The sequence below is a fragment of the Streptomyces sp. NPDC057939 genome (assembly GCF_042887545.1).
Lineage (GTDB): Bacteria > Actinomycetota > Actinomycetes > Streptomycetales > Streptomycetaceae > Streptomyces.
The window spans coordinates 1-11914 of the sequence record NZ_JBHVPG010000103.1 but is presented as its reverse complement, the minus strand read 5'-3'; the positions used below and the strand labels follow the sequence as shown (position 1 = coordinate 11914).

General features: G+C 73.1%; 11 protein-coding genes. 6 read left to right on the top strand and 5 right to left on the bottom strand.

Annotation, left to right across the window (positions count from 1 at the left end; genetic code table 11):
* The first annotated feature begins 238 nt into the window (after positions 1–238).
* Positions 239–577 carry a hypothetical protein gene (locus ACFVS6_RS42430; protein ID WP_389711894.1) on the top strand — a complete coding sequence of 113 codons (339 nt, stop codon included), beginning with the start codon at positions 239–241 and terminating at the stop codon, positions 575–577.
* 188 nt (positions 578–765) lie between these two features.
* A complete protein-coding gene (locus tag ACFVS6_RS42425; protein ID WP_389711893.1) occupies positions 766–930 on the top strand; it encodes a hypothetical protein in 165 nt (54 codons plus the stop codon).
* Positions 931–1047: 117 nt separating this feature from the next.
* Here the strand turns inward: ACFVS6_RS42425 and ACFVS6_RS42420 are convergent, their stop codons facing one another.
* Both ACFVS6_RS42420 and ACFVS6_RS42415 read right to left on the bottom strand, forming a co-directional pair.
* Positions 1048–1512, bottom strand: coding sequence for a hypothetical protein (locus ACFVS6_RS42420; protein ID WP_389711892.1), 465 nt, complete (start codon positions 1510–1512; stop codon positions 1048–1050).
* 108 nt (positions 1513–1620) lie between these two features.
* A complete protein-coding gene (locus ACFVS6_RS42415; protein ID WP_389711891.1) occupies positions 1621–2481 on the bottom strand; it encodes a TIGR03619 family F420-dependent LLM class oxidoreductase in 861 nt (286 codons plus the stop codon).
* Positions 2482–2574: 93 nt separating this feature from the next.
* Here ACFVS6_RS42415 and ACFVS6_RS42410 point away from each other — a divergent pair, with 93 nt between their 5' ends.
* Positions 2575–3315: a PaaI family thioesterase gene (locus ACFVS6_RS42410; protein ID WP_389711890.1), complete on the top strand. Its 741-nt coding sequence runs from the start codon at positions 2575–2577 to the stop codon at positions 3313–3315.
* 244 nt (positions 3316–3559) lie between these two features.
* Here the strand turns inward: ACFVS6_RS42410 and ACFVS6_RS42405 are convergent, their stop codons facing one another.
* Positions 3560–4672, bottom strand: a complete 1113-nt coding sequence (locus ACFVS6_RS42405; RefSeq protein WP_389711889.1) for an ADP-ribosylglycohydrolase family protein — start codon at positions 4670–4672, stop codon at positions 3560–3562.
* On the opposite strand from ACFVS6_RS42405, the gene ACFVS6_RS42400 reads away from it, so the two are divergent.
* Both ACFVS6_RS42400 and ACFVS6_RS42395 read left to right on the top strand, forming a co-directional pair.
* Complete coding sequence (locus tag ACFVS6_RS42400; protein ID WP_389711888.1) at positions 4665–4931, top strand: hypothetical protein; 267 nt, start codon at positions 4665–4667, stop codon at positions 4929–4931. The two genes, ACFVS6_RS42405 and ACFVS6_RS42400, sit on opposite strands and share 8 nt — an antisense overlap.
* Before the next feature lie 195 nt (positions 4932–5126).
* Positions 5127–6212, top strand: a complete 1086-nt coding sequence (locus ACFVS6_RS42395; protein ID WP_389711887.1) for a tyrosine-protein phosphatase — start codon at positions 5127–5129, stop codon at positions 6210–6212.
* A gap of 68 nt (positions 6213–6280) precedes the next feature.
* On the opposite strand, the gene ACFVS6_RS42390 is transcribed toward ACFVS6_RS42395, so the two are convergent.
* Positions 6281–8872: a bifunctional FO biosynthesis protein CofGH gene (locus ACFVS6_RS42390; RefSeq protein WP_389711886.1), complete on the bottom strand. Its 2592-nt coding sequence runs from the start codon at positions 8870–8872 to the stop codon at positions 6281–6283.
* Between the two features lie 40 nt (positions 8873–8912).
* Positions 8913–9695 carry an SDR family oxidoreductase gene (locus tag ACFVS6_RS42385; protein ID WP_389711885.1) on the bottom strand — a complete coding sequence of 261 codons (783 nt, stop codon included), beginning with the start codon at positions 9693–9695 and terminating at the stop codon, positions 8913–8915.
* 407 nt (positions 9696–10102) lie between these two features.
* Here ACFVS6_RS42385 and ACFVS6_RS42380 point away from each other — a divergent pair, with 407 nt between their 5' ends.
* Positions 10103–11860, top strand: a complete 1758-nt coding sequence (locus ACFVS6_RS42380; protein WP_389711884.1) for a lytic transglycosylase domain-containing protein — start codon at positions 10103–10105, stop codon at positions 11858–11860.
* Positions 11861–11914: the final 54 nt, after the last annotated feature.

Genomic DNA, 11914 nt, shown 5'->3' with positions numbered 1-11914 from the left:
CGCGAAGCGACGCGAACGAAGTGAGCGCCCTTGAGGGACCGGCCCGCCACGGGGAGACGATGAGACCGGCGGGAAACCACCAAACCAGCCCTGACCCGGATCAAGGACATCCCGCCCACCCCCCGACCCCACGAACCGACCACCCCCGCCCCACCCGCAGCCCCCCACCCCCGATCCCGCCCCACCCACCCCCGAAAAGCAGGTGCGGGGCGGCTTTGTCGGCGCCTAGCTTGAGGCGGTGAGCAGCGACTATCCATTCGCCGACGGCTACAACCTTGCCTGGGATCTGACCGGCTTCGGTGGCGCGGACGAGGAGCTGGTCGAGTCCGTCTGCCTCTCGCGGGAGCAGTTCCTGGCGATCAGGCACCTCTTCGTGCTGGGTGACGATCACTGGATGGTGGCGGGCGAGTACCGCGTGGCTCCCGGGATATGGGCGCACGTGCGGGCCGTCGTGCCGGGTGTCCGGTTCGAGCGTGACACCGACTACTTCCTCGGCGCCCGTCAGGCTTTGCCTGACGGGCGTTTTTGGCGTCCGGCCGCCGGTGCGACCTCGCCGGGTCCGGTGCCGCCGCCTTGATCCGACCGTCGCATCCGGCACGGGCGGCACAACCGCTGCTCCCCGTGCGGGAATTACCGGCCGCGGGGGGATGTCCGGAGGGGCGCCGGAGACGGCCTGCGGCTACCCCTCGTGTTTAAGGTGTCCCATTCTGGTAACACTTGGTAGTGATCTGCAATCAGTACCCGGCGAAAGAGAAGGAGATGACCATGGCTACCGCGCTCATCCTCCTCGCGGTCGTTGCTCTCATCGCGCTCCTGGCTGCGGCTCCTGCCGCGCCCGTGAAGCGCAATCAGTTCCCCCGGACCGCCGGTGCGCGCCGTCTGCGTACCGTGCCGGCGCCGCGTCGCGGGTACCGCCGCAGCGGAGGCTGACGTCCGGCGGGCACGCCCATGACCCGGACGCGGGGGCCCACCCCTTGATGGGGGTGGGCCCCCGGCCTGTTCGCGCGGTGTGGTGGACCGGGCGGCGACTTCTGTGGGGCCGGGCGGCTACTTCGGGAGGGCGGGCAGGGAGGGGAGCTTGCCCGGCTCGCTCTTCTGGAAGGTGTCGGTGCCGGCGGCGCCCTCCCAGGTGACCTTCAGGGTGGTGGCGTCGACGGAGTCGACCTTGCCCTTCGAGCGCTGGGCACCGGCCGGGCACTTCAGGTCGATGGTCTTGCCGTTGGTGGTGCCCTCGCAGGTGAGACCGGTGGCCGCCTCCACGACGAACGCGATCTGCCCCTTGACGGTCAGGATGACGCCCTTGCCCGGGTTGGCCATGGCGATCCAGCCGCCCTCCAGGCTGCCGCCCTTGGCGTCACCGGCCGGTGCCGGGCTGCCGGGTGCGGGGGTGGACGAGGCGCCCCCGGCGGGCTTTTCGGGCGTCGGGGTGGTCTCGCTGCCGCAGCCGGTCAGGGTCAGGACGGCCACGGCGGCGGTGGTGGCGACGGCGGAGAGGCGCAGGTGGTTGAGCACGGGAAGTCCCCCAGGTAAGGCGAGTTGATCGGCGGAACGCGCCAAACTACCAGCCGTTCGGGTGACGGTCGGAACCCCGCGCGGGGCGGCGTGTCACGGTTCCTGGGCTCACAAGTACTGGGCGAAGTCGTCCAGGGTGCGGAGGATCTCCGCCTCGCGGGCGGAGGGGAGTTGGAGGACGACCTCCTCGATGCCCAGTTCGGCGTAGTGGCTCAGCTTGCCGGGGCTGGGTTGGACCGCGTACGGGACCACCTGGAGGGTCTTGGGGTCGCGGCCCGCCGCTTCCCACGCCTGTCGCAGGACCGGCAGGGACTCGGTCAGGCCGCGGCCGCCGATGGGGAGCCAGCCGTCGGAGTGGTCGACGATCGCCGAGAACAGCTTCGGTCCCGCGGACCCGCCGATCAGGGTCCGCGGCCCGTACAGGGGTTGTCCGGCGGCGAGTTCGCGTGCCGCCTGGGCCGGCTTGGGGTGGGCGGAGCTCGCCTGCACGGAGCCGTACGGGCCTTCGTGGGCGGTGGGTCGCGGGGCCCACAGGGCGCGCATCAGGGCCATGTTGTCGCGGACGCGTTCGCGGCGGGTGGGCCAGTCGACGCCGTGGTCGGCGGCCTCCTCGACGTTCCAGCCGTAGCCGATGCCGAGGGTGACGCGGCCGTCGCTGAGGTGGTCGAGGGTGGCGACCTGCTTGGCGAGGCCGATCGGGTCGTGCTGGGCGACGAGGGTGATGCCGGTGCCGAGGTGCAGCCGCTCGGTGACGGCCGCGGCCTGGCCGAGGGCGACGAACGGGTCGAGGGTGCGCCCGTACTGCTCGGGGAGGTCGCCGCCCATGGGGGCGGGTGTGGCGCGGCTGACGGGGATGTGGGTGTGCTCGGGGAGGTACAGGCCGGAGAAGCCGCGCTCTTCGAGGGAACGGGCCAGCCGGGTGGGGGAGATGGTCAGGTCGGTGAGGAAGATGGTCGTGGCGATCCGCATGGGCGCGTGCACCTCCGAGACGTGGGAGGGCCACGGTAAGGCCTCGCGGGCGAGGCCGGCAGTGGCACACGAGGGCGTGGAGAGGTGGACGGTGTGAAGGGCACGGAGACGATCACGGTGCCGGAGGCGTTGCACGGCTATCCGGGGGTGGCCTTCGGCGGCTACGTGGCCGGGTTGCTGGCCGCGCGGATGGCGGCCCCGGCCGAGGGGGAGGCGGTACGGGTGGACTTCCGGCGGCCCGTGGCGACGCGGACGCCGGTGCGGCCGGAGCGGGGTCCCGAGGGGGTGTCCCTGCTGGACGGGGACGGGGTGCTGCTGGCGGCCGCCGCGGCGGTCGCGGCGCCGGTCGGGGAGTTGCCCGCGCCGCCCTCCTGGGAGCAGGCCCTGAAGGCCGCCGACGGCTACCGGGCGGATCCACCGGACGGGCAGGTCGACTGCTTCGGCTGCGGTCTGGGCCGGACTCCGGCGACGGGGCTGCGGTTGCACTGCGGGCGGGTGCCCGGCCGGGACCTCGTCGCCGCGGCCTGGACGCCCGGGGCCGAACTCGCGGGTCCGGGCGGGGTGTTGCCGGCCGAGCTGGTGTGGGGGGCGCTGGACTGTCCCGGCAACGCGGCCGGTCGGTTGCTGGCGGACGGTCCGGCGGGCGCGGTCACGGCCTCCCTGACGGCGCGGCTGCTGCGGCCCGTGCCGGTGGCCGGGGAGGGGCTGGTCTCGTACTCCTGGCTGCTCGGGGTGGACGGGCGCAAGTGCGAGGTGGGTACCGCCCTGGCCGCGCCGGACGGTGAACCGTACGCGTACGCCCGCGCGTTGTGGATCCGGCCGCGGACGGCGTAGCGGGTCGGGGCGGCGGGACGGGGCGGTCGTGCGGGCGGAGGCGGGACCTCCACGGACGACGCCTCGATCGACCTCGTGCGCGGTGACCCGGTGACGCGGTGACGCGATGACGCGATGACGCGGTGAACCGGGTGCCGTTGACCTCGTCGTCAACGGCACGCCGGTGCCGGATGGTTGCCGACCCGGTCGGGCCTACGCCTCACCTGCACGGGGGATCGATCCCCGCCCCCGGGCCCCCGGCCCCTCAGGCGCGCGGGTAGCGGGCCAGCCAGCCGGGGGCGGAGGCGGAGGGGCCGTGGAGGGCCGGGCCCTGGGTCATTTCGAGGGCGAAGTCGTCGGCGAGTTCCAGGATCGTGGCGCGGCCCTCCAGGTCGGCGAGCCAGGCGGGCGGCAGGGCCGTTTCGCCGTGGAGGGCGCCGAGCAGGGCTCCGCAGAGGGCGCCGGTGGCGGTGGAGTCGCCGCCGTGGTTGACGGCGAGGCGCAGCCCGTGCGGGATGTCCTCGGCGACGAGGGCGCAGTACACGGCGACGGCGAGGGCGTCCTCGGCGTCGCGGCCGTCGCCCGGGGAGAGGGATTCGACGGCCTTGGGGCTCGGCGCCTGGAGGGTGACGGCCGCGACGGCCCGTTGCAGGGCGTCGGTGACCGGCTGGTGGCCGGGGCGGGTGCCGAGCAGGCCGAGGGCGCGCTGGACGGCGGCGTCGAGGGTCTCGCCGCGGGTCAGGCCGTGGACGATGACGGCGAGGGCGCCGGCGGAGAGGTACGCGGTGGGGTGGCCGTGGCTCTGGGTGGCGCACTCGACGGCGAGTTGGAGGACGAGGGCGGGTTCCCAACCGACGAGCAGGCCGAAGGGGGCCGAGCGGACGGTCGCGGCGGCGTCGCGCGCGGTGGGGTTCTTCGGTTGTTCCAGGGTGCCGAGGATGTCGTCGGCGAAGCCGGTCAGGCAGGCCCGGTCGGGGCCGCGGCGGGCGTAGAGCCATTCCTCGCCGGCGAGCCAGCCGTTGTCCTTGCGGCGTTCGTCCGGGCCCCAGTCGTGTTGGGTGGCGGCCCAGCGCAGGTAGGCGCGGTGGACGTCGGTCGGCGGGTGCCAGCCGCCGGTGTCGCGGCGTACGTGGGCCCGTATGAGGCCGTCGACGGTGAACAGGGTGAGCTGCGTGGAGGCCGTGACGGTGCCGCGGCGGCCGTGGGCGGGGGCCGGTTCGGTCAGGCCGGCCAGGCCGTGGGTCTCGCGGATGCCGCTCAGGGAGAGGCCGGCGACGGGTGCGCCGAGGGCGTCGCCGATGGCGGTGCCGAGGAGGGTGCCGCGGACCCGGCTGCGGAAGTCCTGCTGTTCGGTGCGTCCCCACAGGGCGGTGGCCATCCCGGCGGACGTGGCCGGGCCCGGGCCGGCGCTGGCCGGCGGCGCGATGCGGGTCGGTGGGGTGCCGGCCGTTGCGGGTGTCGCGCCCGTTGCGGGTGTGGCGTTCGGTGTGGTTCCGGCCGGCGCGGCGGGTGCGTTCGGTGCGGTCGTCGTCGCGGTGTCGGCCGGCGCGGATTCCGGCGCCGCCCCCGCAGGCGCCGATGCCGCGGCTCTCGACATGGTTGTGTCCATGGCTGTTTCCCCCCAGGGTTCGGCGTGACTGTAGTGGACAGGTTCGGTCGATTCCGGAAGGAGTCCGTCAGCTCGCCCGTAAGTGACCGGAGAACGGCCGGAATACGAACATTTTCAGCCGCCGTCCCATCATGTGGCACGTTTTGCCAGTCGCCTTCGGGGTGGCTGTTTCCGGCCACGCCTCGTTCATGCGGCGTTCGTCGTCGACACCCAGCCTCGGGGCATGAAGAAGGCACTCCTCGCCGCGACCGTCGTCGCCTCCGCGCTCACCACCTCCCTGGTCGTGATCCCCTCCGCCTCGGCCTCGGGCTGGGACCTCCCCTGGAACAACGGCCACCACGGAAGCCGTTCCGACATCCCCTTCACCGAGGCCGGCGTCACCGCCTCCGGCGACGGCTCCTTCACGCTGACGTGGAGCGCCAAGGGCACCAAGCGCGTCGAGATCAAGGCGAACGGCAAGGTCGTCGCCAAGGGCGGCGCCCAGGGCCGGGCCGTGGTCAAGGGCCTGCCCGCCGCCGACCGCCAGTGGTTCGACTTCGAGCCGGAGCGCGGCGAGGGCCTGCGCCTCGCCGACCGCCTGATCACGCTGGAGGGCACCGCCAACTTCCGTGACGCGGGCGGCTACCGCACCACCAACGGCCAGTGGGTGAGGATGGGCGAGATCTACCGGTCCGACGCCCTCGACAAGCTCACCGCCAACGACCTCGCCAAGCTCCAGCGGCTGCGCGTGAGGACCGTCTTCGACCTGCGCATGGAGGACGAGCGCAGCAAGGACCCCGACAAGGTCCCGGCGGGCGCCAAGTACGTCGTCGCCGACGTCTTCGCAGGCTCCGGCTCCTTCCAGAGCCTGCCCAGGACCCCCGAAGAGGCCGTCAAGGCCATGATCGAGGCCGAGAAGAACATGGTCTCCGGCGAGGGCGGCAAGAAGGCCTACACCCAGGTCTTCGAGGGCGTCCGCAACGACCGCGCCCGCTCCGTCCTCTTCCACTGCACCGCCGGCAAGGACCGTACGGGCTGGGCGAACGCCGCGCTGCTGACGGCCCTCGGCGTCCCCCGCGCCACCGTCGAGGCCGACTACCTGGCCAGCAACGACTACCGCAAGGCCGCCAACGACGCGATCCTCTCCCACCTGCCGCCCCAGCAGGCCGCCGTCTACAAGCCGCTCCTCGACGTCCGCCCCGAGTACCTGAACGCGGGCTACGACGAGGTCAAGGCCAAGTACGGCACCTTCGACCGCTACCTGAAGGACGGCCTCGGCATCGACTCCCGCGAGCTGCGCGAACTCCGCCGGGACCTGCTCGTCGGCTGACCCGCTCCCGACGGGAAGCACGCGGGAGCCCGGCCGGAGCGGCCGGGCTCCCGCACGCGTACGACCGGTCAGTCCAGGACGGGGAGCAGCTCCGGCAGGTGGCCGTCCGATGCGAGGGCCGCGTCCTGGCGCTCCTGGGGCACCTCGCCGTAGAGGGTCGTACGGGCCTTCGCGGGCCGGCCCGCCGCCTCCGCGACCGCGATGAGGTCCCGGACCGACTTGTACGAGCCGTAACCGGATCCGGCCATCCGGGAGATGGTCTCCTCCATCAGGGTGCCGCCCAGGTCGTTGGCGCCGGAACGGAGCATCTCGGCCGCGCCGTCCGCGCCCAGCTTCACCCAACTGGTCTGGATGTTGGTGATGTGCGGGTGGAGCAGCAGTCGGGCCATCGCCGTGACCGCCCGGTTGTCGCGGACCGTGGGGCCGGGCCGGGCGATGCCGGCCAGGTAGACGGGCGCGTTGGTGTGGATGAAGGGGAGCGTCACGAACTCGGTGAAGCCCTCCACGCCCTTGGACAGGGCGGCCTCCTGGATCCGTACCAGCGTCCGGAAGTGGCCGAGCCAGTGCCGGGGCTGGTCGACGTGGCCGTACATCATCGTCGACGAGGAGCGGATGCCGAGCTCGTGCGCCGTGGAGATGACGTCGATCCAGTCGGCCGTCGGCAGCTTGCCCTTGGTGAGGACCCAACGGACCTCGTCGTCCAGGATCTCCGCCGCGGTGCCCGGGATGGAGTCCAGGCCGGCCTCCTTGGCGGCCGTCAGCCAGTCCCGTACGGACATGCCCGTGCGGGTGGCGCCGTTCTCCACCTCCATCGGGGAGAAGGCGTGCACGTGCATGCCGGGGACGCGCTCCTTCACCGCCCGCGCGATGTCGAAGTAGGCGGTCCCGGGCAGGTCCGGGTGGATGCCGCCCTGCATGCACACCTCGACCGCGCCCACGTCCCACGCCTGGGCGGCCCGGTCGGCGACCTGGTCCAGGGAGAGGGTGTAGGCGTCGGCGTCCGTGCGGCGCTGCGCGAAGGCGCAGAAACGGCAGCCGGTGTAACAGACGTTGGTGAAGTTGATGTTCCGGGTGACGACGTACGTGACGTCCTCGCCCACCACCGACCTGCGCAGGTCGTCCGCGATCCGGCACAGGGCGTCCAGGGCGGGGCCGTCGGCGTGCAGCAGGGCCAGGGCCTGTGCGTCGGTCAGCGCGGCGGGGTCGTCGGCGGCCTGCGCCAGCGCGGCCCGTACGTCGGTGTCGATGCGCTCGGGCACCATGCCGGGGGCGGCGGCCTCGCGCAGCGCCTCCCAGTCGCCGTAGACGTGGTCGAAGTCCTCGCGGCGGTCGCCGGTGCGGCCCTCGGTGTCGATGGCGGTGTGCAGGTCGGTGCGGCCGTACGCGGCGAAGCCCTCGTCGGGCTCCTGCCAGGGGCGTCCCTCGACCTTCGCGGACTCGTTCGCCATGCCCGTCTCCGGGTCGGCCAGCGCGCGGACGTGCGGCAGCAGCCGGGGGTCCAGCCAGGGCTCGCCGCGCCGCAGGAACTCCGGGTAGATGGTCAGGCGTTCGCGGAGCTCGAAGCCGGCGGCGGCCGTCCGCGCGGCCAGCTCCTCGATGTGCGGCCAGGGCCGTTCCGGGTTGACGTGGTCGGGGGTCAGGGGGGACACCCCGCCCCAGTCGTCGATGCCCGCGCCGATGAGCAGCGCGTACTCGGCGTCCACCAGGTTCGGCGGGGCCTGGATGCGGGCGCTCGGGCCGAGGATGTGCCGGGCGACGGCGATGGCGGCGGCCAGTTCCTCCAGTTCCGCGTCGGGCATGCCGCGCATCGCGGTGTCCGGCTTGGCGCGGAAGTTCTGGACGATGACCTCCTGGAGGCCCTGGTAGCTGCGCTGGATCCGGCGCAGCTCGAAGAAGGCGTCGGCGCGCTCCTCGTAGGTCTCCCCGATGCCGATGAGGACACCGGTGGTGAAGGGGACGTTGGAGCGGCCGGCGTCCTCCAGGACCCGCAGCCGTACGGCCGGGTCCTTGTCGGGGGAGCCGTGGTGCGGGCCGCCGGGCTCGGACCACAGGCGGCCGGCGGTGGTCTCCAGCATCATGCCCATCGACGGGGCGACGGGCTTGAGGCGCTGGAGTTCGGACCAGGTCATGACGCCGGGGTTGAGGTGGGGGAGCAGTCCCGTCTCCTCCAGGACCCGGATCGCCATCGCCCGTACGTAGGCGAGGGTGTCGTCGTAGCCGTGCGCGTCGAGCCACTCGCGGGCCTCCGGCCAGCGGTCCTCGGGGCGGTCGCCGAGGGTGAACAGGGCTTCCTTGCAGCCCATCGCCGCGCCCTCGCGGGCGATGTCGAGGACTTCGTCGGGCGACAGGTACATGCCGTGGCCGGCGCGACGGAGCTTGCCGGGCACGGTGACGAAGGTGCAGTAGTGGCACTTGTCGCGGCAGAGGCGGGTGAGGGGGATGAAGACCTTGCGCGAGTACGTGATGACGCCGGGGCGGCCGGCGGCGGCGAGTCCGGCGTCCCGGACCCGGGCCGCGGAGGCGGCGAGGTCCTTGAGGGCCTCGCCGCGTGCCCGCAGGAGTACGGCTGCCTCGGTCGCGTCCAGCGCGACGCCGTCGCGGGCCCGCCGCAGCGCGCGCCGCATCGCGTTGTCGGTCGGAGCGTCACTCGGAGTGGTCATGGGGCGAGCATACGAGCCGGTGGTAGATGCACGAAGGTCGTCATCGCATCAGTTCACCGGCGTTGACCAGCAGCGACTGGCCGGTTATCGCCCGTGCCCGGTCGGAGGCGAGGAACGCGGCGGCGTCGGCGACGTCCCCGTCGGTCGCGAGGTCCGGCAGGGCCATCCGTTCGGTGAGGCGGGCGTGCACCTCGGCCTCGGGAACCCCCTCGGTGTGGGCGGTGAACGTGACGAACGCCTGGACGGGCGGGCCCCACATCCATCCGGGCAGCACGGTGTTGACCCGGATGCGGTGCGGGCCGAGCTCGCGGGCCATCGAGTACATCGCGGAGGTCAGCGCGCCCTTGGAGGCGGCGTAGGCGGCCTGCTGGACCTCGTTGGGCGCGGCGACGGCGGACTGGGTGCCGATGATGACGACGGAGCCGCCGTTCTCCTTCAGCGCGGGCAGGCAGGCCCGGGTCATCCGCAGGGTTCCCAGGAGGTTCACGTCGAGGATCTGCTGCCAGGTACCGAAGTCGGCGTCCGTGAGGCCCCCGAAGTACGAGTCCCAGGCGGCGACGTGCACCACGGCGTCGACGCCCCCGAACCGCTCCCGGGCCAGCGCGACGAGCGCCTCGCACTGGGTCTCGTCGGTGATGTCGGTGGGGAGCAGGGCCGTGTGCCGTCCGTCGGGGTCGATCTCGGCGGCGGACTTGGCCAGGTTCGCCGCGGTCCGCGCCCCGAGCACGGCGTTCCCGCCGTCGCGCACGACGGCCGCGGCCACTTGGTGGCCGAGCCCGGCCCCGACGCCGGAGACGATGACGGTCTTCCCTCGCAACAGCATGGCGCGCTCCCTGACGGCTCGATCTGACGGGCCGTCAGGGTAGGGGGCGGGGCCGTGGATGGGAAGGTCCGTCGACGGCGCCGCCGGCGGGCCGGGGTCCGGTCCGCGCGGGGTCGGCCCGCGCCGGGTGGGCCGCGATGCCGCAAGCGGGCCAAAGGGCCTCCGGCCGTACCGGATCGGGGCATTGGGGCGTTACCGGCAGGGATGGTGCGCCTCGCCCGGTCCGTCGGGCCGTCCGGGGCGGCCTCTCCTGGACGTCCTGGGCCACAGGGTGGTGAAGCCGAGACGAATGGTGCGTCATATCTCCCGGGGTGACGGCGAGTCGCGTCGGAATACCTGATAGACAGAAGAATCACGGCTCGACCGGCCGCAAACCATGCCGGCCGTCTTGGGGGGATCGCCGCACTGTGAAGCCGCTTCACCGTCATGTAGTCAACACCTCGCGCAAGGTCCTGTGCACGGCCGCCCTCGCGGCCAGCCTGACCACCGCCGCGGTCGTGACCAACCCGTCGACCGCAGGCGCGGGGGAGTCCGAACCGACGCCGGACAGTCCGCAGGCCACCGATCGTGGCGACGCGCGACTCGACCTGCCGCCCGCGCTCGCCGACCCGACGCCGCCGCCCGGGGCGAACGCCCCCGAGGGAGCCGGCGGCATACCCGCGACCGCCCTCGACGCCTACCAGCGCGCCGCGGTGTCGGTCGGCGCCGCCCTGCCCAACTGCAAGCTGCCCTGGGAACTGCTCGCGGGCATCGGCCGCATCGAGTCGGTCCACGCCTCCGGCTACGGGCTCAAGTCCGACGGGTACACGGAGAAGCCGATCCGCGGCCCCCGGCTCGACGGCAACGGCTTCGCGTCGATCCGGGACACCGACAAGGGCGAGTGGGACGCGGACACCGAGTACGACCGCGCCTTCGGGCCGATGCAGTTCATCCCGTCCACGTGGAAGGACTGGAAGGCCGACGGCAACGCCGACGGCAAGCGCGACGCGAACAACATCTACGACGCGGCGCTGGGCGCGGGCCTCTACCTCTGCGCGGGCGACCGGGACCTCTCGGACCCGGCCAAGCTCGACAAGGCGATCCTCAGCTACAACAACTCCCGCGAGTACGTGAACAACGTCCTCGGCTACATGCGGCAGTACCAGAACGGCGTCGCCGGGGTCCCGAACCCGCCCGCCGGGAACTTCCCGACCCTGCCGCCGTCGGGCTCGCTGCCCACCCCGCAGCCGTCGTTCCCGACGACGCCCGTCACGCCGACGAGGCCGACCACGCCCGTCACGCCGACGACGCCGACCACGCCCACGACGCCCACCACTCCGACGACGCCCACGACGCCCACGACGCCGACGAAGCCCACCGAGCCGACCCCGGCGCCGGCCACGCTCGCCAAGCTGGAGAAGGCGGGCGAGGCGAAGCTGGAGGCCGAGACCGGAAGCGTCCTCGGTGAGGGCGCCCGCTTCAAGGCGCTGCTCAGCGACGGCAAGCCGGCCGTCGGCCAGGCCGTCGTCATCGCCGTCGAGGCGGACACCACCGGCGGCACCCGCTTCTCCCCGCTCAACGAGTCCAGCGTGGTCGTCCGCACGGACGACCAGGGCATCGCCACCGCCCCGAAGCTCAAGGCGGGCCCGAAGGCGGGCACCTTCACCCTCCGCGTGACGGCCTACGACTCCAAGACCCAGCTCACCCTGGCCCTGGACGGCAAGGTCACCGCCAAGCCGCTCGTCCTGACCCGCGTCGACGGCACGGCCCCGGTCCAGGTCGTGACCGGCACCGCCGTGAAGGGCGTGCAGTTCCTCACCACCGTCGGGGACAAGCCCGTCGCCGGAACGCGGCTCACCGCGGCCCTGGTCGAGAAGGAAGCGGGCGCCTGGGTGCCCGTCGACCCGGCGAAGGCCAAGGGTCCGTACTTCGCGGGCGAGGCCGGCAAGAAGCTGTTCGCCCTGGACCTGCCCGCGACCGGTGCCGACGGCAAGGCACTCCTGCCGGAGCTCCTCACCACGGACGTGCCCCCGGGCACCTACCACCTGCGCGTGACCACGCCCGAGAAGACGTTCGTGATCCTGGAGATCAAGATCGCCGCCAAGGCGGAGACCACGCCGGAAACCCCGCCGGCGACGGGCACCGAACCCGCCCCGGTCACCTCCGGCACGGCCCCCAAGGCCTGATCCGGGGCACGCCCGAACGTACAGAAGGCCGCCGGCCGGTCACCGTTCCCACGG